Here is a 22,702-nt window from a genome sequence, read left to right on the forward strand (position 1 = left end):
GGGTCAGTTGATGAAGTTGTTGACTGAGCCACCGCCTTCGCGAGCAAGCCCGCTCCCACATTTGGTTTTTGGGCTGGCCTCAAGATTTGCATACGCCACAGATCCCCGTGGGAGCGGGCTTGCCCGCGAAGGCGGTGGTTCAGTCAACGAAGATGTTGGCTGACCACCCGCTATCGCGAGCAAGCTCGCTCCCACAACTGTATTGTGTGTCTTCATTCAATTTCGCAGCAGGAGAATCACGTTGTCCTCTCCCATCCCGGTCACCATCCTCAGCGGCTTCCTCGGCGCTGGCAAGACCACGCTGTTGCGCCATCTGCTCAAGGCCGAGCACGGCTTGAAAATCGCTGTGATCGAGAACGAATTCAGCGACGCCGGTATCGACACCCAACTGCTGGGCGAGGCGCCGGTGCAGGTCATGACCCTGGCCAACGGCTGTGTGTGCTGCACCATTCACACCGACCTGACCAAGGCTCTCTACCTTTTGCTCGAACGGCTGGACAGCGGTGAAATTGCGTTCGACCGCTTGGTGATCGAGTGCACTGGCCTGGCCGATCCGGCGCCGGTGGCGCAGACGTTTTTCATCGACGAAGACTTGCGCGAGCGTTATATCCTCGACGGCATCCTGACCCTTGTGGATGCCGCCCACGCCGAGTTGCACCTGACCCAGGCCATCGCCCAGGCCCAGGTCGGATTCGCCGATCGCCTGCTCTTGAGCAAGACCGACCTGGTGGACGCGGCCCAGGTCGAGGCCCTTGGCGAGCGGCTGACGCGCATCAACCGACGGGCGCCGATCCGGATCGTGGAGCACGGGAACATTGATTTGGCCGAACTGCTCGATATCCGGGGTTTCAACCTCAACGCCGACCTTGGCGCGGGGTTCAATTTGCGGCCGGTTGCAGCGTCGACCACGGCGGATCGCATCAGCAGCCTGGTGCTGCGCACCGACAAGCCGCTGGATATCGACCGGCTCAGCGAGTTCATGAACCAGCTGCTGGAGGCGCATGGCAAGCAATTGCTGCGCTACAAAGGCGTGTTGAACATCGCCGATGAACCACGCCGATTGGTATTCCAAGGCGTGCTCAAGCTCTACGGCTTCGATTGGGACACCGAATGGGCCCCAGGCGAAGCGCGGGAAAGCGTGATCGTGTTCATCGCCGACGAGCTGCCCGAGGAAAAAATCCGCGCTGGCTTCGAAGCGATCCTAGTTTGAAGCTCCGGTGCCTGCGGCCATCAGCAGCTTTTGCTCAAGATGGTCCAGGTGCTCATTCATCAGGCGCTGTCGCTTCGGTGATATAGCCGCCCTCCACCGGGCTCTCATGCGGCGCTTTTAATGAATACTCAAAATGAACGTTATCTTTGATTTTTCTTCTGTCTTGGCGAGGTAGATATAAGGCGAGCCCGGTATCTTTAATCCACCAATATATTTACTGTTGGTCGTCATGAGCGACACAGGCGAGTGGATAGAAGTAAAGTCCTTGCGCTTAATGATATTGCGCCGATGATCGACAAGGTTGAAAAGCGTTGGGTTTCGGGTGTTTGGGTGTTGGGCCCCCAGCACTTCCAGCCAGCTCCGGCTGATGAGTTTGTCGTAGTATTCGCCGGGGTTTTTTATGCTCAGGATGTAGCCATCTGCTGTATGTCGAAAATGCAGGCGCAAGGGCGGGCTGTCTGTATCCTGGGCGTTCGGGTACATCCCGAGCAGGCTGGAGTGATCATGGGCCTGGGCCGGGCCGGTGAAAAAACCGCCGCTGAATGAACGGATGGTTGCTATGGCAGGCTTGCCGTGCAAGTGCTCAAGTAGATTGATACGAGCGTCATGCATCCTGAGTGTCGCGTTAAAAGATTGTTTGCTGTCCATGCTGTATCGAGTCCTTTATGGTGGTTGAATGTAGCGGACTTGATGTTATGGGTTAGTTGCCGGATTGTGGGGTTGGCTGTATTGCAGGAAGTTATTGAGTGGAATGTTTGAAGTAGATCGTTAGTTGTCGTGCGCACATAAAAAAGGCCCGCATCTTTCGATGCGAGCCTTTTTACTGCCCAGCGGCGGGCGGATTAAGCGCCGTATACCGGCAGCTTCTTGCAGATGGCCTTGACCTTCTCACGAACGGCGTCGATGACCGCTTCGTTGTTCAGGTCAGCCAGGATGTCGCAGATCCAGCCGGCCAGTTCCTTGCACTCGGCTTCCTTGAAACCACGGGTGGTCACGGCCGGGGTGCCGAAGCGCAGGCCGGAAGTGACGAACGGCGAGCGTGGGTCGTTTGGCACCGAGTTCTTGTTGACGGTGATGAAGGCCTTGCCCAGCGCGGCGTCGGCGTCTTTGCCGGAGATTTCTTGCTTGATCAGCGACAGCAGGAACAGGTGGTTTTCCGTACCGCCGGAGACCACGTCGAAGCCGCGCTCGATGAACACGCCGGCCATGGCCTTGGCGTTTTTCACCACTTGTTGCTGGTAAGCCTTGAACTCAGGTTGCAGCGCTTCCTTGAAGCAGATGGCCTTGGCCGCGATCACGTGCTCCAGCGGGCCGCCCTGGGCGCCCGGGAACACGGCGGAGTTCAGCTTCTTCTCGATGTCGGCGTTGGCGCGCGCCAGGATCAGGCCGCCACGTGGACCGCGCAGGGTCTTGTGGGTGGTGGTGGTGACCACGTCGGCGAACGGCACAGGGTTGGGGTAGACGCCGGCGGCAACCAGGCCCGCCACGTGCGCCATGTCGACGAACAGGTAGGCACCGACCTTGTCGGCGATTTCGCGGAAACGCGGGAAGTCGAGCACTTGGGAGTAGGCGGAGAAACCGGCCACGATCATCTTAGGCTTGTGTTCCAGGGCCAGGCGCTCGACTTCGTCGTAGTCGATCAGGCCGTTGCCGTCGATGCCGTACTGGATGGCGTTGTACAGCTTGCCCGAGGAGGACACGCTGGCGCCGTGGGTCAGGTGGCCGCCGTGGGCCAGGCTCATGCCCAGGATGGTGTCACCGGCCGACAGCAGCGCCAGGTACACGGCGGCGTTGGCTTGGGAACCGGCGTGTGGCTGGACGTTGGCATAGTCGGCGCCGAACAGCTGCTTGGCGCGGTCGATGGCCAGTTGCTCGACCACGTCGACGTACTCGCAACCACCGTAGTAGCGCTTGCCCGGGTAGCCTTCGGCGTACTTGTTGGTCAGTACCGAACCTTGAGCCTCCATCACCGCAGGGCTGGTGTAGTTTTCCGAAGCGATCAGCTCAATATGCTCTTCCTGGCGCTGAGCTTCTTGCTCCATGGCGGCAAAGAGATCGGCGTCGTACTTGGCAATAGTCAAATCACGGCTGAACATGGCGGTCCTCAAGGATCGGGGGCAGAAAAGGGGGGCATTCTAACCCAACCGCTTTTGGAAGGCATATGAAAGGACGTCATGTCGCGGACGAATGGGTTTCACGCAGCTTTCGGTGTTGTCTGGACAGACGTCTTCGCGAGCAAGCCCGCTCCCACAGGGAGCGCATTTCATGTGGGAGCGGGCTTGCTCGCGAAGAGGCCGGTGCAGGCGCCACAAGGACTCAATCGAGCATGAACAGCGCATCATTGCTGAACTGCGCCTCGAACCGGTTGGCCGGCATAGGGCGACCGAACAGGTAGCCCTGGACCTCGTCGCAGCCGTGTTCGCGCAGGAAGTCCAGTTGCTCATGGGTCTCGACGCCTTCGGCGATCACCGCCAGGTTGAGGCTGTGGGCCATGGCGATGATCGCCCGGGCGATCTGCGCATCCTGTTCGCCAGAGGGCAGGCCATCGACGAAGGTACGGTCGATCTTCAGCACGTCGATGGGGAATTGCTTGAGGTAGTTGAGGGACGAATACCCGGTGCCGAAGTCGTCCACGGCAATGCTCAGGCCCAGGTTCTTCAGCCCGGCGAGGATCTGCATCGCCTCGCTGACCTCGCGCATCAGGATACTTTCGGTCAGCTCCAGTTCCAGGCACGCCGGCGGCAGGCCGGTGCTGCGCAGGATATTGGCGATGCGCGTGCCGAGCTGGCCGTCGGAGAACTGCCGGGCCGAGATGTTGACCGAGACCTTCGGCACCCGGACCTTGGCCTGGTGCCAGGCCTTGAGCTGCCGGCAGGCCTCGTCGATGACCCAGTCGCCCACGTCTACCACCAACCCGAGTTCTTCGAGCACCGGGATGAAGTCTCCCGGCGGCACCAGCCCGCGTCGCGGATGACGCCAGCGCAACAGGGCCTCGGCGCCCGTCAAACGTTTGCCATCGCCGCTGAACTGCGGCTGGTAATACAGCACGAATTCGTTCTGCTCCAGAGCATGGCGCAGGTCGCTTTCCAGTTCCAGGCGCTCCAGGGCGCTGGCGTTCATGTCCGCCTGGTAGAACTGGAAGTTGTTCTTGCCGCGTTCCTTGGCGTGGTACATGGCGGTGTCGGCGTTTTTCATCAGCTGGCTCAGTTCGTTGCCGTCCTGAGGGCTCAGGGCGATACCGATACTGGCGGTGACGAAGAACTCCCGGCCTTCGAGCACGAAAGGCCGGACCAGGCTGGCAAGAATCTGCTCGGCCACGGTGATCGCCCGGTTCAATGCCATTTCGCGACTGGCGCGCGGTTGCAGCAGCAAGGTGAACTCGTCGCCGCCCATGCGCGCCACGGTGTCGTCATCGGCCACGCAACCGAGCAGGCGGGTGGCCATTTCCTTGAGCATCCGGTCGCCGGCGGCGTGGCCCAGGGAATCGTTGATCGGCTTGAAGCGGTCCAGGTCGAGGAACATCAGCACCACCCAGGTCTTCTGCCGGTCGGCCGATTGCAGCGCGGTGTGCAGGCGATCCTGGAACAGCGTGCGGTTGGGCAGGTGGGTCAGGGCGTCGTAGTACGCCAGGCGATGGATGCGCTGTTCGCTGGCCTTGCGTTCGCTGATGTCGCTGAAAAAACACACGTAGCTGGCCAGGTCGCCCTCGTCATCGAGCACAGCGGTGATGCCGACCCAGGCCGGGTAGTGCTCGCCATTGCGGCGCTTGAGCCAGACTTCGCCTTCCCAGGTGCTGTGCTGTTGCAGTTGCTTGAGCACGTAGCGCAGGTGGGCTTCCTGCTGCTCGTCCACGGTCAGCATGTTGGGCAATTGGTCCAGCACTTGCGAGACGGCATAACCGCTGACGCGACTGAAGGCTTCGTTGGCCTGGACGATGTAGCCGGCCGGGTCGGTGATCAGGATCGCCGAGGTCGAGTGCTCGAATACCGTGGCGGCCATGCGCAGGTCTTTTTCGGCACGTCGCTGCTGGCTGATGTCACGGCCTACACCCAGCACACCCTCGAATGCGCCATGGTCGTCCCAGACCAGCACCAGGCGCAGTTCGATGGGGATCTTGCGCCCGTCGGCCCGCAGGGAATCGAACAGGAACAGCTGGGTCTGCATCTGGTTGCGCAACTCGGCCAGTTGCTCGGGTTTGTCGAGGGCCTTGCTGACCCGGTCCATCAGGCTGTAGATGCCGGTCAGTTGCTGCGGATTGGCAATGATCGACTGCCAGCCGTTCTGGAAAATCCAGTCGGCGTCGTAGCCCAGCACGGCCTGCACCGACGGGCTGACATAGTTGAGCGCAAGCTTGCTGTCGGTGGAGAAGATCACGTCGCTGATGCTTTCGGCGAGCATCCGGTAGCGCTGCTCGCTGTCACGCAGCGATTCGCTGGCCTCGATCTGCTCGGTGATGTCCTTGGCCACGCCAATGATCCGGGTCACCTGGTCATGCCGGTCGCGGGCCAGTGCTTGTTCGCGAATCTCGAAACGGCGCCATTTGCCGTTGCGATGGCGAAAGCGCAACTGGCATTGCAGCAGTTGCGTGTAACCGCCCCGGCGCTGCTCCTGGCGCAGGTGGTGGTAGTGGTCGGCATCTTCGCTGTGCAGCAGGATTTCCCAGAAGTACTCGCCCATCTGATGCAGTTCGGTACGGTCGTACCCCAGCGTCTGGCCCAGGTGATGGTTGCTGAAGATCATTCGCTGGCTGATGACGTCCTGCACATAGAGGTGATCCGGTACCGTGCGCACCACGTCGGACCAGAAGCCCTCGCGCTCGAGCAACGAGAGCTCCACCAGCTTGCGGCTGGTGATGTCGCTGATGCTCAGGATGACGGCGTTGTAGTCATCCTGGTGTTCCGGCAAGCGCAGGACCAGCCACAGGTGTTGATCTCTGCCGTGGGCATCTTGCAGCCTGATTTCCAGTTCCAGCTGTTTGTGCGGGTCGAGCAGCGCCTCGAGCAGCTTGGAGCCGACCGGGTTGTTGTCCTGCACGCCGTTGCCCACCAGCAGTTGCCAGGCCTGCTCACAGGAGTCGACGTTGAGCAGTTTCAACGCCATCTGGTTGACCTCGGTGACGATCACTTCCCGCTGTAGTTGCTTGAGTTGCTGGGGGGCTTGCAGCCAGGCCCGCAACTGGTCGCCATTGTGCAGGCCGTTCCTGGCGAAAAAAGCCTTGAGCCCCGACAGGTCCAGCACGCACAGGGCGACGCCGGTGCCTTCGAAAATATCCTGGTAGCGCCGTCGACCTTCGTGCAACTGCCGCTGGCGTCGACGCATGTTCAACAACGCGATGACTGGCAGCAACGAAAACGCCAGGCCCAGCAGGCATTTGCCGATGAACGCCGGCAGCAGTTGCTCGATCACCTGGCGCCGGTCGAACAGCCCCCGCAGTTGCCAGTCGCTGCTGCTCAGGGGCACGGTCAGTACGGTATTTTCCAGGTCATCCACCGACAGGCGGGCAGGGCCGGACCTGGGCAGGCTCTCATCACGGCTGATGATCTGCTGATTGAGACGGTTTTCCACCAGCCACAGCGGACGCATGCCGGCATCGGCCTGTTTGGTCAGGGTGGCGAAAAAGTTCGGCGTCAGGCGCAGGGCCCAGTAGCCGCGGCTGCTGCCGCTGGCCTGATGCAACAGCAGATGCACCACGGAGCCGTCTTCGGTATTGCTGAAGTAATGCGCCTGGGCACGGCTGCGGCGCACCAGTTCAGCCAGGTAGTCGGCATCCTGGCTACCGGCGTCGCTGTCGCTGAGCACCCGTCCGGAAGGGCTCAGCAGCGCCAGGCTGCGAACTTCCGGCAACGACTGTTGAAGCTTGCGCACCAGCGCCTGTTGTTCGTCGGCTGTTTGCGGTTGTTCGACGATCGGTAGAAGATTGAGGGCGATCTGCGCGTTCAAGGCCATGTTCAGGCTGACTTGCGCCGCCAGGTCGGCGGTGTAGTCGATGGTGTATTGGCGCTGGTGCTGTTGGGTTTCGCGCAGTTGGTCGATCAATTGCCAGAAGAGCAAGCCGAGCAACAGCAACACCAAAGTGGCCAGCGCACCCTTCAACGTCCCGCGCAGGGGCGAGCCGGGCACGGCGGTCGGTGCGCGTGGGGACGGGGGCGGCGTGACGTTGGACAAGCTGTAATCCTGCGGTTTGCTGGACTGGCGCGACACGCACTATAAGCCGGACGCCCGAAGGGCGGCTAGCATGCCTTGACTTGTGGCAAAGTGCCAGTCCCTCGCGGCTGGACCTGGACCGGCGGTTGAGGTAGCTTTGCCGGTCAAACAAGAGCGTTCCAGCTCCAGATTCCCAGGCTCTATCCGCCCGCAGGCATTGATGACCGTCAAGCGCCGGCGCCGCGCATGGCCTGGCTTGTTCTTTTCACCTGTCACTGACGCTAGGTTCTCCATGGCTCAATACGTCTTCACCATGCATCGGCTGAGCAAAGTTGTTCCGCCGAAGCGGGAAATCCTGAAAAACATCTCGCTGTCGTTTTTTCCCGGCGCCAAGATCGGCGTACTGGGCCTCAACGGTTCGGGTAAGTCCACGCTGCTGAAAATCATGGCCGGCGTCGATACCGAGTTCGACGGCGAAGCCCGTCCGATGCCGGACCTGAATATCGGCTACCTGCCCCAGGAGCCGCAGTTGGACCCGACCAAGACCGTGCGTGAAGTGGTCGAGGAAGCCGTCAGCGTCATCAAGGACGCCCAGGCCCGCCTGGACGAGGTCTACGCCGCCTACGCCGACCCGGACGCCGATTTCGACAAGCTGGCCGCCGAACAGGCCAAGCTCGAGGCGATCCTGCAGGCCAGCGACGGTCACAACCTGGAGCGCCAGCTGGAAGTGGCCGCCGATGCGCTGCGCCTGCCGGCCTGGGAAGCGAAGGTCGAACACCTCTCCGGCGGTGAAAAGCGTCGCGTGGCCCTGTGCCGCCTGCTGCTGTCCGCCCCGGACATGCTGCTGCTCGACGAACCGACCAACCACCTGGACGCCGACTCCGTCGCCTGGCTCGAACACTTCCTGCACGATTTCCCGGGCACCGTGGTAGCGATCACGCACGACCGTTACTTCCTCGACAACGTCGCCGGCTGGATCCTGGAGCTCGACCGCGGCGCTGGCATTCCATACGAGGGCAACTATTCGGGTTGGCTGGAAGCCAAGTCCGATCGTCTGGCCCAGGAGTCCAAGCAACAGTCGGCCCATGAAAAAGCCATGAAAGAAGAACTGGAGTGGGTGCGCAAAGGCGCGAAGGCTCGCCAGTCCAAATCCAAGGCCCGCCTGCAACGCTTCGAGGAAATGCAGTCCCAGGAATTCCAGAAGCGCAGCGAAACCAACGAGATCTACATCCCGGCCGGCCCGCGCCTGGGCGACAAGGTCATCGAGTTCAAGAACGTTACCAAGGGCTATGGCGACCGCGTGTTGATCGACAACCTGTCGTTCTCCATGCCCAAAGGCGCCATCGTCGGTGTGATCGGTGGCAACGGCGCGGGTAAATCCACGCTGTTCCGCATGCTGATGGGCAAGGAAACCCCGGATTCGGGCAGCATCGAAATCGGTGAAACCGTGCAACTGGCCTGTGTCGACCAGAGCCGTGAGGACCTGGACGGCAGCAAGACCGTGTTCCAGCAGATCTCCGACGGTTCCGACCAGATCCGCATCGGTAACTACGAAATCCCATCGCGTACCTACGTGGGGCGCTTCAACTTCAAGGGCGGCGACCAGCAGAAGTTCGTCAAGGACCTCTCCGGTGGTGAACGTGGCCGCTTGCACTTGGCGTTGACGTTGAAGGAGGGCGGCAACGTCCTGCTGCTCGACGAACCGTCCAACGACCTCGACGTTGAAACCTTGCGTTCCCTGGAAGAAGCCTTGCTGGACTTCCCGGGCGCCGCCATTGTGATCTCCCACGATCGGTGGTTCCTCGACCGCGTGGCGACCCACATCCTGGCGTATGAAGACGATTCGCAAGCGGTGTTCTTCGAAGGCAACTACACCGAGTACGAAGCCGATCGCAAGAAACGCCTCGGCGAAGCGGCTGCCCAGCCCCATCGTGTGCGGCACAAGAAGCTGGCCTGATTCGGTTGCTGGCATGAAAAAAACGGAGCCCTCGGGTTCCGTTTTTTTATGGGCGCAGTCCCTGTAGGAAGTGGATGGTCCCTGTGGGAGCGGGCTTGCTCGCGAATGCGCCGTATCAGCTTGCATCGATACTGAATGTGCCATCGCTTTCGCGAGCAAGCCCGCTCCCACACAGGATATTGTGTTTATCCGATAGGGCTAGGCCCGCGTCGCAAAATCCAGGGTCAGCACGTTGGGAAGCGTCGGATCCATCGCGTACAGCAGCGCATAGCCCGCCCCCGCAATCCCGGTCAACAGACTGACATCGGGAACCCGGTCGCTATTCAGACATGGCCCTTCAAAGAACTGCCAGGCGACCTGGTCGATGGCTTGTCGGACCCTGCGGATGCCCTCGCAATCGCCCGACTGCCGATACCCGTCGAACAGGCAGATCAGGTTGCCGAAATCCCCGTGGCAGAGGTTGTAGCCGTCGCCAAAGCCGTGCTGCCAGAGATTGTTCTCGCAGCGCTGTATGTCGTCGAGCACGGTTTGCCTGGTGGGTTCGTCCAGGACGTCTCCCATGGATTTCATAAGTTGTCGCCGAGCAATGAGGATGCCGCCGTCTCCGTGGCACCACTTGGTCGCATGATCCACCTGGCCATGGTCGCGCAAGTCCAGCCAGAAACCGTCCCGACTCAAGTGGTTTTCGCCTTCAAGCACCTGGACGGCCAAGGGCACCAACGTCGCATCGCCGGTCACGTCGTAGGCCTTGCACAAGGCATGGATGACGCCGGACAGACCATGGGACAAGCCCGTCAGGATGACGGAGCGATCAGCGCGCCGCAGCCATTGGCCGTCTTCGATCAGCAACTGGTCCTTGAGGTAATCGATCATGCGCTGGAGGGTCGGCAGCACATCCGCACGCACAGATAACGCGTGGATATTGGCCAGCAGCGTTACCGCGCCACAACAGCCGCCCAGGAAGTCGAAGTCATAATCCTCACGGGGGACTTCCAACAGTTGCTGCAACAGGCTGGCGATTTTTTCATCCTGTGTCTCATCCCCGGTTAACTGGCGACGATTGATCAGCAGATACAGGTAAGCCCCCAGCCCGTGATAGGCGCTGACGCTCAAGTCGCTTTTGAAAAAGCCGAAATGTTGATCCAGTGAGTGCAGAACCTGGTTCAGAAGCGACAAGTAATGAGGCTTGCCGCTCACCTTGAACAAACCCAGGTAAAACAAGCCGATCCCGGCGATGCCGGAGTACAGCCCGTGATCCATCGGGGAGGGGTATCTGCCTTTTGTCATGGGGTGCAAATGAAAGGATAACCACCTGACGTCCGTCGCGGATCCTTTAATCGCGAGTTCTTCAAGGCGGGAGCTGATGCTCATGACGCCGTCGAGTGGCTCGGCCTGGAGGGGTTCGTCCAAGCCCCCAGGCGTCTGCCGGACACTCAACCGTGAATCTCCATTTGGCACTGGGAACAGGCAGAGTTCCAGCAAGGTACTTTGCAGTGCCTTGTCCGCCAGAGACAGGTCAGCCAGTTTTTGCAGGCAGCTTTTTAGCGGTGGCTCTACTTGTGTCAGTTCTATCGTGACACCTTGTGCACTCGTCAAACTGCTTGTACTCAAGGGCATGGTGAAGCACGGAATGGCGGATCGTTGCAGGTCGGCTATCTCATGGCGGGGGATGCCTTTTACCCGATAGGGCTCTTTCACCTCTTTCCAACAGGTCGCGAGCAACAGTTCTCTGTCCAGCATGTTTTGCATGAAGCGTGGGTGCCGGCTCAGTCCGATAAAGTCTGCATAACGTTGGGAGTTCTTCAACAAGACCCGGGTCGAGAGGCCGGCCGCTGATTGTTCGAGCATTCCCATGAGGATGGCGCGGTGGGTCAGTAATTGGTCATAGGCGTATTCGAACCCTTGGAATAGCGCAGTTTTGTAAGCCTCCAGCCCCTTGCGCTCCCCGTGTAATAGCGGCAAATGTTTTTGCGGCAGGCGGTGTTCGAATTTGATTTTGCGCAGGTGGTAGAAGCCATTCTCTAAAACCAGGGAATGGCGGGTAGAAATGAACAGCGCCTGCCGGGTCAGGCCACTCTGGTCGTTATTGGATGCTTGCGAGAAGGGTACGAAGCCGCTGGAACATACCGACTGTTGGATCACTTTATAGGTATTGGACAGCGCGCAGCCAGCGGGCAAATCCAGCAGCACTTCGCTGGTGGAGGCGGTGAACAGGCACTCCAGGTCAATCATGACGGGACTGCTGCCACAGGCGATGATGTTCTCGTAGTGAAAGTCGATGCCGTTCAGTGCATGAATGACAGCTATTTGTGCGCCCATCTTTTCATAGAACAGCTCGACGTCCGCTTCGCTGTCGCAAGGCGCATTGTCGACCCTCTCCACCCAGCTATGGTGCTCACGACTGAGGATCCGTGGTGACTGAACAGCAAAACATTGCGCTGCCGTCCACTCGCTTAGTTGTTCAATAAGCCCATAGTAAAAAAGCGCCTCACGGCTCGCCCTGGGCTTGTAGACCAGCGAAGTACCGGCAACTTGAACCAGACAGACCGTTTCGCCGCGACCGTGAGGGTCACCCAAACCGAGTTCGATAGCGTCGATTTTTCGAGAGGGGATCGAAAAGGCGGTCTCCAACGACTCAACATCGTCAGCAAAGTTGAGAATGACCGCATACAGAAAGTGGATCGTGTCTTCCAGCATCTCCAGCAGCAGTGTCGCGAGCACCGGATAGGAATCGAAGAACTTGAGCAGCGGCAAGGTTCGCAAACGCTCATTGAAACGGGCCAGGTCGATGTCGTCGCCCTCGACGATCCGAGTGTTCAAATAATGGACCAGGCTCTGTTCCGCCGTGCGTGCTACTCGGGCCAGGACATAGCGTTCAAGGCTCGCAAGTAACGTTGGCTCATTGATGTGCCTGGATGCACGGCTGTAGCGCTCATCGGCTTTGAGCATGTCGACAAAATAAAGAAAAAAACGGTAGCCAAACCAATAAAAATTATCGTCGTCGCTGCGGGGTGTTTTCGTATCGATGCTAATGCGATCAAGCCGCACAAGCTTTTCTTTCAAGGCATCCAGTACGATTTCGCCATCGTGGGATAACTGCCGGGTGTTGACGGACTCGTTGATGTACGAAGCCAATTGCGCCCGGTCCATTCCCAAGTGGTTTAGCAGCGCTTGGTCATCGCTATGCAGGCGGGCCAGGTTGTTTTCAAACAGGCTGATGTCGGAGGGGGAAGAAAGTCGGCACCTGCCGCGCTGATTCAACTTCAAAGCGTTAACTAGCATGTCGTGGTTCCTGACATGGATAGAGCAGGCGATGCCTGCTCTATATTTATCGGTGTTGCCTGTTGAATTGCCGGTCAGGCGGGATCAGCACCCGAGTGTCGAACATTCAAGATTGGTGCAGGTCCCGAAGGTATTGCATTCCAACGTGGTTGCCAGAATCGCTCCGACATTATTAGTGGGAGTTTGATAGGTCTCGAATTCGAGATAGAAGTCGCCGGACATGTTCAGGATTTGTTCACACATAATATTACCTCATCAGTTTTTTAGCCCGGTACAGGGCCGGGTACCAGGGAATGTACCCGGGCAGTTGGGCATTGATTTGTGGTTGGATTAAAGGGTTGAAATGCTGTTATGCAGGCTTGTTTCTAAGGAAAGGATTTAACACAAGATTGCGGTGCAATGGAGGGTGCCGCATTCGACGATAGTCACTGCTGCTGATTCCATATTGAGGTTGTTGACCTGCAGATAGGATTCAAAGTCGTTGTCGAAGTCGCCAGACATTGCAAGTATCTGTTCGCTCATTGTGTGCCTCCTTTGTTGTTCGCACCGGTTCGGGTGCGGGAAAAACAGTAGCACGCTGCTGGATTAACACAAACTTGCCGTTATGACTTTATGTTGCGGTTACATAAGGCTACAGGTGTTAGTAAGGCTGTGTATTGGCAGTTTTAACAGTGGTTAAGTTGCCGAGAAGATTACTGAAGTTCTATCGCGACAACTTCGATGGCCAGGTTGCCCATCGGTCGCTGCCAAACTACCTCATCCCCGACTTTCGCTCCCAGTAGCGCCTTTCCTAATGGCGAACTCCAGTTGATCAGTCCGCTGGCCGCGTCGGCCTGGTCCTCGCCCACCAGTTGTATCCGCTGCGGGTGGTCCTGCTCATCGACGAAGGTCACCCAGTGTCCGATCCGCACCTGCTCGGATGATGTCGGCGCCACGACTTGGGCGCTTTGCATACGCTGATTGAAATAGCGCAGGTCCCGCTCAAGGTCGGCAATGCGTTGCTTGTCCGCCTGATCCGCCCTGGCGACTTGCTGAGCGTGCAGCGCCTGCAACTGGGCAACCCGGGCTTGTAACTGGGCGAGTCCGGCGGGCGTGACGTAGTTGGGTTGCGCACTGATCTGGCGTTCGACCGGCTGGTCGGCCTGGGCAGCGGCGTTGTCTTCATTGACGAAAGCGCGACTCATGGTGTTCTCCTCTATTGGAGTTTGGGCCATGGTCGCAGGCTTTTGGTTTCGCTGGATGTCTATGCACGACTCACTGCGAGCGATAAGCCCGGGCGGCGTCCCGGTCTTTCTCCTGCTGCCAGGCACGCTCATGCTCATCCCAATGGCGATCACGGTAGGCATCACGCTCCTGGCTTTCGCGCATCGCCTGGCATTGACGGAAACCGTCGCTCCAGCCCTCGGCATAGCGGGCGTCCTTGAGGTAGCGTGGTACGTCTTTACGGAACTGGCCGGTGATTGCTCCGGCCGCCTGTCGGCCACTGCTGCAACCGTCGTCATAGCCGTCGGCAAATGCTGGTGGAAAACCTCGGGCGACGAGGTCTTCATGGGTGGTTTCACAGCCGCCAAGCATCATCACTACAGCCAATACCGCTACCGCGCGCCTCATGTCCTGCCTTCCTGCCGCATCCACTTATACGATAAGTCTAGAAGCGAATTCGTCAGGCCGATGTGAAAGCCCTGTGATTAATCCGTTTGGGGTCCTGGCTGGATTAATAGTGATACCACTTCACTTCAAGCATAACCTCGTTTTCCGGCGAGGCCAGATGGCTGAATTCCCGTTGGGCACTCAGGCGCAAGCCGAGGTTACGTGACAGTTCCCACTGCTGGTTCAGGCTCAGGCTACGGCGCACTTCGCCGTTGACGAAATAATCGCCCTTGGCTTCCAGGCTCAGGTTGCCCAGCGGGTTTTTCCACAGCACGCCGCTGTTGAAACCGCCGGCCGGGGCGATGAACTCGGCGAAGTCGTTGTTGTGCTCGACCCGCACCGTGCCCAGGGCGAAGCCCAGGACATCGTCACCCAATGCCCAGGTCCCGCCGGCACCGCCGTTGACGTGGCTGACCAGGTTTTCATCGTCGTGTTTGCCTGGCACTCGCTCCAGGCCACCGGTGACCTGCCAGGACAGTGGCTGCAGCAGCTCGTTGCGCGGGGTCAGCGAGCGAATCGTCGCCAGGTCGAGTTGCTGCACCTGCCAGTCATTACCTTCGTACTGGCGCAGCTTCAATTGCAGGATTTCAATCTGCGCGCCCAGTGGGAAACTCTCGGCGTTGTCGTTGAGGTCGTGATAGGCCATGCGCAAGCCATACTCGCCGAATGCCCGGTCGCCCCGCGTGCCGAGGCCGGCCTGCCAGGTGCGCGATTCATGCCCATCCTCGGGCAGGCCCGGTTGCGGGATGTCGAGTTCCGGCGCGGGGTTCTGGTTGATCGCCCGCAACAGTTCGAAGCTGCGTTGGGATCGCTGCGGGTCGCGCTCCTGGCCGTTGGCGCGGTAGCGCTCCAGGCGGTAGGCCGCATCGACGATCAACGCCTGGCGTGCGCGAGGCAGCGCCTTGAACCCGGCGGTTTGCAGTTGCTGCTGGTCGGCGCTGACTTTCAGCACCCATTGCTGTTCGTCATCACTGAGCGGTTCGGCGCGGCTGAGCAGTTCACGTTCCCGGGACGGCCGGTACTGGATGCTTTCCACCAGCCCGGCTTCCTTCACGGCCTTGACCGTGTCGGTGGGGATGGCGGTCAGCGGGAATTGCTCGGTCAAACGCAGGCTGGGGCGAGCCACTTGCAGCAGTTCGAGCAGGCGATAGGAACAGTTTTCGTCGAAGAAGAAATAGTCGAACTGGATCTGCTTGAGCTCCCACACATGTTCGACCATGCGCTCGGTTTCCACCTGGCTCAGGTTGAGGCGGTATTCCCATAGGTCGCGGTTTTCCAGGCTACGGTACTCGGAGAGTTTCTCCTGGTACGGCACCAGGGCGAACAGGCCGGGGTAGCCGCCCATCAAGCCCTTCCAGGCGTAGAGGATGCTGTTGTCCGAACCTTCGATGTAGGCGCCGAAATTGATCGCGTAACTGAGCAGGGCGGTCTTGTCGCTCTGCACGTCGGCCTGGTCGATGCGCAGCAACGTATGGCCGAACATCGAGGAGGGGCTGTTCAGGTACGCCGCCGGGAAAATCATCACCGCGCTGTGGGGCGACACATCCTTGAACCATTGGTTGAAGTCGCGGCAATCGACGGTGGGCAGGTCCGTGAGCTTGAGCTGCGCCTTGAGCCAGCGCGTGCGCGCCGGGTACACGCACTGGGCGTGTTGCTGGCCGGCGCTGGCCGGGCCGTACAGGGCTTGCAGGGTGGCGGTCAGTTCACGGTCGGGATGTTCATTGCCGTCGGCGGCGAGGAAGAATTTCCTGTCGCTGATATAGCTGCGCCAGCCGCCAAGTTTGGCGGTTTCGTAATGGCCCAGGGAAATCCAGAAGCGGTCATTGGCCAGTTGCTGCAAACGTTGAGGGTCGACATGAGGCGCGGCGGACAGCGGGGCGCACACACAGAGCGCCAGCCAGGCAAGGCGTTTGAGCATAGTCGGCTACTTGGAAAGTCGAAAATAAAGACCAAAAGGGGCCCAGAAAAGAAAACCCGCTCCCCGGAGGGAGCGAGTGTGGCGAGCTTAAGCTTGAGTCGCGTACTTGGCCAGGCGAGGGTCGTTTTTCAGCACGGCCAGGGTGTTGGTATGCACGTCTTCGGCAGTCACGTCAGCCTTGCTGAAGATCTGCTGGAAGTGCTCGTGGGTGACGGCGGAGAAGTGCGCGCGGTCTTCCGGCGCCACGCCCAGTACCACGGCATAGGTGGTCAGCGCCTCGCCCTGACCCTTGGCCATGTCTTCGGACAGCTCGTTCATCATGCCATTCATGGCCAGCCAGGACTTGCCACCGTAGGTCAGTGCGGCGTTGGTCGAGCAGCCGTTGGTGCCGGAAGTCATGCCGAAGGTGGCGTTACCGGAGGTGCCGTTGGTGGTGGATGCCAGGAAGTGCGCCGGGGTGCCACGCTGGCCTTCGAACAGCATGTTGCCCCAACCGCAATCCGGGCCGCCCGGGGCCTGAGCCATGGCGTTGATGGATACAGCGGTGAAGAGAGTACCGAGAAGAATCCGTTTCATAGCTATGTTCTCTTTATGTGCATACCAATGGACAGGGTCTGGCCCGTGCCTGTGGGGCCAGGTGCCAGTGGGCCGGTTATTGTTCCAGCCGCGCAATTTGGAGTTTAGGCACGATCCGAGGGTTCCGTGACTTTTTGCAAAAACTATCGTTCACGCCGCGAGGCTGTCGGCCCGGGGCCGGGTGTGTCCTGGACTATGCTTTGGCCTGAGGCGCTCCTTGCCAGCCAGGTACAGGCAGCGCCAGAATGCCGCTATCTGCCCCGCCTGATGTAAGGAAGCCCGATGCCTGATCCTGTTGCTGCCAGCTTGCGTCTAGCGCCTGAAGCGCTGACCCGTCCGTTTTCCGCTGAACAGTTCAGCTTCTCTACCACCAATGATCTGGAGCCCTTCCGCGGTGTGCTCGGCCAGGAACGTGCGGTCGAAGCCTTGCAGTTCGGCGTGGCCATGCCGCGCCCCGGTTACAACGTATTTGTCATGGGTGAGCCCGGCACCGGCCGGTTTTCGTTCGTCAAACGCTACCTCAAGGCCGAAGGCAAGCGCCTGCAGACCCCGGCGGACTGGGTCTATGTCAACAATTTCGACGAGCCCCGTGAACCCCGCGCCCTGGAACTGCCATCCGGCACTGCCGGCGCCTTTATCGCCGACATCAATGGCCTGATCGACAACCTGCTGGCGACCTTTCCCGCAGTGTTCGAGCACCCGTCCTACCAGCAGAAGAAAAGCGCCATCGACCGCGCCTTCAACCAGCGCTACGACCGCGCCCTGGATGTGATCGAGCGCCTGGCGCTGGAGAAGGACGTTGCGCTGTACCGTGACAGCAGCAACATCGCTTTCACCCCGATGAGCGACGGCAAGGCCCTGGATGAGGCGGAATTCGCCCAGTTGCCGGAGTCCGAACGCGAGCGTTTCCACGAGGACATCTCGAGCCTGGAAGAACGCTTGAACGAAGAACTGGCCAGCCTGCCGCAATGGAAGCGCGAGTCCAGCAACCAGTTGCGTCAGCTCAACGAAGAAACCATCACCCTGGCCCTGCAACCCTTGCTCGCGCCGTTGTCGGAAAAATATGCGGAGAACGCCGCGGTCTGCGGTTATCTGCAAGCGATGCAGGTCTACCTGCTCAAGACCGTGGTCGAGCAACTGGTGGATGACAGCAAGACCGACGCCGTCGCCCGCAAGCTGCTGGAAGAACAGTACGCCCCGAGCCTTGTGGTGGGTCATCCGTCCAGCGGCGGCGCGCCAGTGGTGTTCGAGCCGCACCCGACCTACGACAACCTGTTCGGGCGCATCGAGTACAGCACCGACCAGGGCGCGCTCTACACCACCTATCGGCAGTTGCGTCCGGGGGCTTTGCACCGGGCCAATGGCGGCTTCCTGATCCTGGAAGCGGAGAAAATGCTCGGCGAGCCGTTCGTGTGGGATGCGCTCAAGCGCGCCTTGCAATCGCGCAAGCTGAAAATGGAATCGCCGCTGGGCGAGCTCGGGCGACTGGCGACGGTGACCCTCACGCCGCAGCACATTCCGTTGCAGGTCAAGGTGGTGATCATCGGCGCCCGCCAGCTCTACTACGCCTTGCAGGACCTGGATCCGGACTTCCAGGAAATGTTCCGCGTGCTGGTGGACTTCGACGAAGACATCCCCATGGGCGACGAAAGCCTGGAGCAGTTCGCCCAGCTGCTCAAGACCCGTACTTCGGAGGAGGGGATGGCGCCGCTGACCGCCGATGCTGTGGCACGCCTGGCGACCTACAGCGCGCGTCTGGCCGAACACCAGGGACGATTGTCGGCGCGTATCGGCGATCTGTTCCAGCTGGTCAGCGAGGCGGATTTCATTCGCCAGCTGGCCGGTGACGAGATGACCGACGCCGGCCACATCGAACGCGCCCTCAAGGCCAAGGCCACCCGCACCGGGCGCGTTTCGGCGCGAATCCTTGATGACATGCTGGCCGGGATCATCCTGATCGATACCGACGGCGCGGCGGTGGGCAAGTGCAACGGGCTGACGGTGCTGGAGGTCGGCGATTCGGCATTTGGTGTACCGGCGCGGATTTCCGCCACGGTGTACCCGGGCGGCAGCGGCATCGTCGACATCGAGCGGGAGGTCAATCTCGGCCAGCCGATCCACTCCAAGGGCGTGATGATTCTCACCGGTTACCTGGGCAGCCGTTATGCCCAGGAATTCCCGCTGGCGATCTCGGCCAGTATCGCCCTGGAACAATCCTACGGTTATGTGGACGGCGACAGTGCGTCCCTGGGCGAGGCGTGCACGCTGATTTCGGCGCTGTCGAAGACGCCGTTGAAGCAATGCTTCGCCATCACCGGCTCGATCAACCAGTTTGGTGAAGTGCAGGCGGTGGGTGGGGTCAACGAGAAGATCGAAGGCTTCTTCCGCCTTTGCGAGGCCCGTGGGCTGACTGGCGAGCAGGGCGCAATCATCCCGCAGGCCAACGTCGCCACGTTGATGCTCGACGAGAAAGTGTTGGCCGCGGTGCGCGCCGGGCAGTTCCACGTGTACGCCGTGCGCCAGGCCGACGAAGCCCTGAGCCTGCTGGTGGGTGAACCTGCCGGTGAGCCGGATGAAAACGGCGAGTTTCCGGAGGGCAGCGTCAACGCCCGGGTAGTGGAGCGGCTGCGGGTCATCGCGGAAATGATCAGCGAAGACGACATCAAGGAAGCGGAAAAGGAACTGGCGCAACAGGCGCTGGCCGAGGCCAAGCCGGTTTGATCTGATCGACAGACCCGCTCTCATGATCAGTCTGGTCATTTGAGATGGGTTGAGTTTCTGTGGCGAGGGAGCTTGCTCCCGCTGGGCTGCGAAGCAGCCCTTTTTTGAGCGCTTCGCACTCAAGCGGGAGCAAGCTCCCTCGCCACGGGTTCAGTGATGCCCTCAAGCAACATTGCACAATAGTTTTTGCGGTGTTTTCTTGTACAAAATGCCACTACCCTGGCGCCAATATTCACACTATGACCGCTCGGCGCATTCTGGTCTCGAAACCCCGTGAAACCGGAACTTATCTTCTATCCTCAGCTCAAGGATAACGAGAGCCATCATCGGATCGAAACAGCCTCATCCTGAGGCTGAATACCGGATCTACCGAGGGGCGCCGCCATGTCGCGCAACCTTTGCCTCACTCGCCAATGCCTGGGCCTTGTCACCCGTATCGAATGCGCTATCCGTCCGCTGGCGGGTGATACCGGTATGTGGACCTTGCTCTTCGCCGCCGGAATGGCCGGTGAACAACCTTCCGCCATCAAGGCCCAGGGCCCGTTTGCTGGCCCGAACGCCGCCGAATCCATCCTCGATACCATCGTCCAGAGCCTGACTTTGCACGGGTATGAGGTGGCCAATGATCCGCAGATCTGGTGTCTGCACATGCAGGCCCAACTGCGTGAAATCAATGGCGGTCGCTGTCGCAATGTCGGTGGTTTCGAGTTCCGGCCGCTGCATTGACGGGCGTCTTGCACCAGTAAAATTTTGTCACAAGGGCAGGGACCAGGGGCGGGGCCGGCGTTTCTGGGGCCGTTCGTGGCTGATATACTCGCCGCGATTTTTCAGCCCTGGTGTGAGACTCAATGGAACGCTTTATCGAAAATGCAATGTACGCCTCCCGTTGGCTGCTGGCGCCGATCTACTTCGGGCTGTCCCTGGGCTTGCTGGCCCTGGCGCTGAAATTCTTCCAGGAAGTGTTTCACGTCATCCCCAATGTGTTTTCCATGGCCGAGTCCGACCTGATCCTGGTGCTGCTGTCGCTGATCGACATGGCGCTGGTGGGCGGCCTGCTGGTCATGGTGATGATTTCCGGCTACGAGAACTTCGTCTCGCAACTGGACATTGATTCGGACAAGGAAAAGCTCAACTGGCTGGGCACCATGGACTCTTCATCGCTGAAGATGAAAGTCGCGGCGTCCATCGTGGCGATTTCCTCGATCCACCTGCTGCGTATTTTCATGGACGCCAAGAACGTCGATCCCGAGCACCTGATGTGGTACGTGATCATCCACATGACCTTCGTGGTCTCGGCGTTTGCCATGGGCTACCTGGATAAACTGACCAAGCATTGAGGTCCGTTCATCCTGCTGACACAACGCCCGGCTGTGGATGAACAGGCGGGCGTTGTCGTTTCTGGCAAATGGCTTTGATGGCGAGGCTCGTCATCGGTCATGGCTTCTGTGCTAGTCTGCTCGCCCTTTTGGTTCCGGGCGCTCCGGGAGGCGCTGTGTCACGCACGGCCACTTCCCGAGCCGTCCGCACAGCGGAGCAGCACAATGTCCGAAGTTAACCTGTCCACCGACGAAACCCGCGTCAGCTACGGCATTGGCCGTCAGTTGGGCGACCAACTGCGCGATAACCCGCCACCGGGCGTCAGCCTGGACGCGATCCTGGCCGGCCTGACCGACGCTTTCGCCGGCAAGCCAAGCCGCGTAGGCCAGGAAGAGATGTCCGCCAGTTTCAAGGTGATCCGCGAAATCATGCAAGCCGAAGCCGCTGCCAAGGCTGAAGCCGCCGCAGGCGAAGGCCGTGCGTTCCTGGCGGAAAACGCCAAGCGTGAAGGCATCACTACCCTGGCTTCGGGCCTGCAATTTGAAGTGTTGACCCAGGGTGAAGGCGCCAAGCCGACCCGTGAAGACCAGGTGCGCACTCACTACCACGGCACCCTGATCGACGGCACTGTGTTTGACAGCTCCTACGATCGTGGCCAGCCTGCCGAATTCCCGGTCGGTGGCGTGATCCCAGGCTGGACCGAAGCACTGCAACTGATGAATGCCGGCAGCAAATGGCGCCTGTACGTGCCAAGCGAGCTGGCTTACGGCGCCCAGGGCGTTGGCAGCATTCCGCCGCACAGCGTACTGGTGTTCGACGTCGAGCTGTTGGACGTTCTGTAAGGCTCTGTCCGGTTTAACACTGGGCAAAAATGTGGGAGCGGGCTTGCTCGCGAATGCGGACTGTCAGTCGACCTATCAGTTAACTGATGCACCGCCTTCGCGAGCAAGCCCGCTCCCACATTATCCTCATGCTCACCCCTGGAACCTGCCATTGAAATCGCCAGTGGGGCGCAACGCCCGGGCGTAGCAGAACAGGAACAGGTTGCGCACCAGCTCCTTGAGCACCAGCGGTTCGCTGGAGTTGAGACTGTTGAGGTCCAGATCCCCCTGGTCCTGCAGCTCGTTCAGGGCGTCTTCTTCTATCACCGCACAGACTTCCCCGGTTTCCCGATGCAGGATCCGAAGGTAAGGATGCGGGCGATCCAGCCAGGCATCGATCAGATAAGTCATGGTTCTCATCTCCTTGATGGGTTTCGATGAGAATAATTCTTATTCGCTAAATAGCAAGTCTCAATTGGCGCCTGGATTTTTTTTCTGACGACGGGTTGGGGCAGCTCGAGGCGGCTGGCATTTGGCCGGTGCCTGGAATGACGGGGGTAATCGGGGGAGGGCAAAGCACCATCCCACGCAGGGCATGGGATGGAATACAGCAAACTCAGACTTTTCTGACGAACTCGGATTTGAGTTTCATCGGGCCGATGCCGTCGATCTTGCAATCGATGTCGTGGTCGCCATCGCACAGGCGGATGTTCTTGACCTTGGTGCCCACCTTGACCACCAGCGACGTGCCCTTGACCTTGAGGTCCTTGATCACGGTGATGGTGTCGCCGTCCTGCAGGACGTTGCCGACCGAATCTTTCTTCACGGTGTCATCAGAGGCCGTTTCAGCTTCGCCGCTGGCGGACCATTCGTGCGCACACTCCGGGCAGACCAGTTGGGTGCCGTCTTCGTAAGTGTATTCGGAATTGCATTTCGGGCAGGGAGGCAACGTGCTCACTAAGGTTCCTTGGTATCAGGAGGGCAAAAGGGCGCACATTGTATAGGGTTTTAGTTCGGGAGGGGCAGGCGCTGATATCTATTTGTGGGAGCGGGCTTGCTCGCGAATGCGGTGTATCAATCGACTTATCGTTGACTGACACACCGCA

General features: G+C 59.9%; 17 protein-coding genes. 6 read left to right on the top strand and 11 right to left on the bottom strand.

The window, feature by feature from the left end; genetic code table 11:
• The first annotated feature begins 241 nt into the window (after positions 1–241).
• Positions 242–1,210 (top strand): GTPase, encoded by a 969-nt coding sequence (gene yjiA, locus RGM2987_RS04245; RefSeq protein WP_245138859.1) that lies wholly within the window; start codon positions 242–244, stop codon positions 1,208–1,210.
• Between the two features lie 117 nt (positions 1,211–1,327).
• On the opposite strand, the gene RGM2987_RS04250 is transcribed toward yjiA, so the two are convergent.
• From RGM2987_RS04250 to RGM2987_RS04260, 3 genes are all read right to left on the bottom strand, one after another.
• Positions 1,328–1,858: a hypothetical protein gene (locus RGM2987_RS04250; RefSeq protein WP_245138860.1), complete on the bottom strand. Its 531-nt coding sequence runs from the start codon at positions 1,856–1,858 to the stop codon at positions 1,328–1,330.
• 194 nt (positions 1,859–2,052) lie between these two features.
• Positions 2,053–3,306, bottom strand: a complete 1,254-nt coding sequence (gene glyA / locus RGM2987_RS04255; protein ID WP_058544066.1) for a serine hydroxymethyltransferase — start codon at positions 3,304–3,306, stop codon at positions 2,053–2,055.
• Positions 3,307–3,526: 220 nt separating this feature from the next.
• Positions 3,527–7,375 carry a bifunctional diguanylate cyclase/phosphodiesterase gene (locus RGM2987_RS04260; RefSeq protein ID WP_245138861.1) on the bottom strand — a complete coding sequence of 1,283 codons (3,849 nt, stop codon included), beginning with the start codon at positions 7,373–7,375 and terminating at the stop codon, positions 3,527–3,529.
• 271 nt (positions 7,376–7,646) lie between these two features.
• On the opposite strand from RGM2987_RS04260, the gene ettA reads away from it, so the two are divergent.
• Positions 7,647–9,311 (top strand): energy-dependent translational throttle protein EttA, encoded by a 1,665-nt coding sequence (gene ettA / locus RGM2987_RS04265; protein ID WP_245138862.1) that lies wholly within the window; start codon positions 7,647–7,649, stop codon positions 9,309–9,311.
• Between the two features lie 198 nt (positions 9,312–9,509).
• Here ettA and lanM read toward each other — a convergent pair whose 3' ends face one another.
• The 6 genes from lanM to RGM2987_RS04295 form a co-directional block, all read right to left on the bottom strand.
• On the bottom strand, positions 9,510–12,593 hold the full coding sequence (gene lanM / locus RGM2987_RS04270; RefSeq protein ID WP_245138863.1) for a type 2 lanthipeptide synthetase LanM: 3,084 nt from the start codon (positions 12,591–12,593) through the stop codon (positions 9,510–9,512).
• 378 nt (positions 12,594–12,971) lie between these two features.
• Complete coding sequence (locus RGM2987_RS04275) at positions 12,972–13,115, bottom strand: hypothetical protein (protein ID WP_245138864.1); 144 nt, start codon at positions 13,113–13,115, stop codon at positions 12,972–12,974.
• Between the two features lie 170 nt (positions 13,116–13,285).
• A complete protein-coding gene (locus RGM2987_RS04280; RefSeq protein ID WP_245138865.1) occupies positions 13,286–13,777 on the bottom strand; it encodes a GreA/GreB family elongation factor in 492 nt (163 codons plus the stop codon).
• 70 nt (positions 13,778–13,847) lie between these two features.
• Positions 13,848–14,204: a hypothetical protein gene (locus tag RGM2987_RS04285; RefSeq protein WP_245138866.1), complete on the bottom strand. Its 357-nt coding sequence runs from the start codon at positions 14,202–14,204 to the stop codon at positions 13,848–13,850.
• 103 nt (positions 14,205–14,307) lie between these two features.
• Positions 14,308–16,161, bottom strand: a complete 1,854-nt coding sequence (locus RGM2987_RS04290) for a DUF4105 domain-containing protein (protein ID WP_245138867.1) — start codon at positions 16,159–16,161, stop codon at positions 14,308–14,310.
• An 87-nt stretch (positions 16,162–16,248) separates the two neighbouring features.
• Complete coding sequence (locus RGM2987_RS04295) at positions 16,249–16,737, bottom strand: DUF3015 domain-containing protein (protein ID WP_030140293.1); 489 nt, start codon at positions 16,735–16,737, stop codon at positions 16,249–16,251.
• A gap of 282 nt (positions 16,738–17,019) precedes the next feature.
• Between RGM2987_RS04295 and RGM2987_RS04300 the strand changes: the two genes are divergently transcribed.
• The 4 genes from RGM2987_RS04300 (at position 17,020) to RGM2987_RS04315 (ending at position 21,617) form a co-directional block, all read left to right on the top strand.
• On the top strand, positions 17,020–19,458 hold the full coding sequence (locus RGM2987_RS04300) for an ATP-binding protein (RefSeq protein ID WP_245138868.1): 2,439 nt from the start codon (positions 17,020–17,022) through the stop codon (positions 19,456–19,458).
• A gap of 384 nt (positions 19,459–19,842) precedes the next feature.
• The gene (locus tag RGM2987_RS04305) at positions 19,843–20,184 is read left to right on the top strand and encodes a hypothetical protein (RefSeq protein WP_245138869.1); all 342 of its coding nucleotides are present in this window, start codon (positions 19,843–19,845) and stop codon (positions 20,182–20,184) included.
• 122 nt (positions 20,185–20,306) lie between these two features.
• Complete coding sequence (locus RGM2987_RS04310; RefSeq protein WP_042731944.1) at positions 20,307–20,795, top strand: TIGR00645 family protein; 489 nt, start codon at positions 20,307–20,309, stop codon at positions 20,793–20,795.
• A 204-nt stretch (positions 20,796–20,999) separates the two neighbouring features.
• The gene (locus RGM2987_RS04315) at positions 21,000–21,617 is read left to right on the top strand and encodes an FKBP-type peptidyl-prolyl cis-trans isomerase (protein WP_042731943.1); all 618 of its coding nucleotides are present in this window, start codon (positions 21,000–21,002) and stop codon (positions 21,615–21,617) included.
• A 132-nt stretch (positions 21,618–21,749) separates the two neighbouring features.
• Here RGM2987_RS04315 and RGM2987_RS04320 read toward each other — a convergent pair whose 3' ends face one another.
• Together RGM2987_RS04320 and RGM2987_RS04325 are read right to left on the bottom strand one after the other, a co-directional pair.
• Positions 21,750–22,007 (bottom strand): hypothetical protein, encoded by a 258-nt coding sequence (locus RGM2987_RS04320; protein WP_245138870.1) that lies wholly within the window; start codon positions 22,005–22,007, stop codon positions 21,750–21,752.
• 205 nt (positions 22,008–22,212) lie between these two features.
• Positions 22,213–22,554 carry a zinc ribbon domain-containing protein YjdM gene (locus tag RGM2987_RS04325; RefSeq protein WP_025215562.1) on the bottom strand — a complete coding sequence of 114 codons (342 nt, stop codon included), beginning with the start codon at positions 22,552–22,554 and terminating at the stop codon, positions 22,213–22,215.
• Between the last annotated feature and the right edge of the window lie 148 nt (positions 22,555–22,702).

Source organism: Pseudomonas sp. RGM2987 (genome assembly GCF_022952855.1).
Lineage (GTDB): Bacteria > Pseudomonadota > Gammaproteobacteria > Pseudomonadales > Pseudomonadaceae > Aquipseudomonas.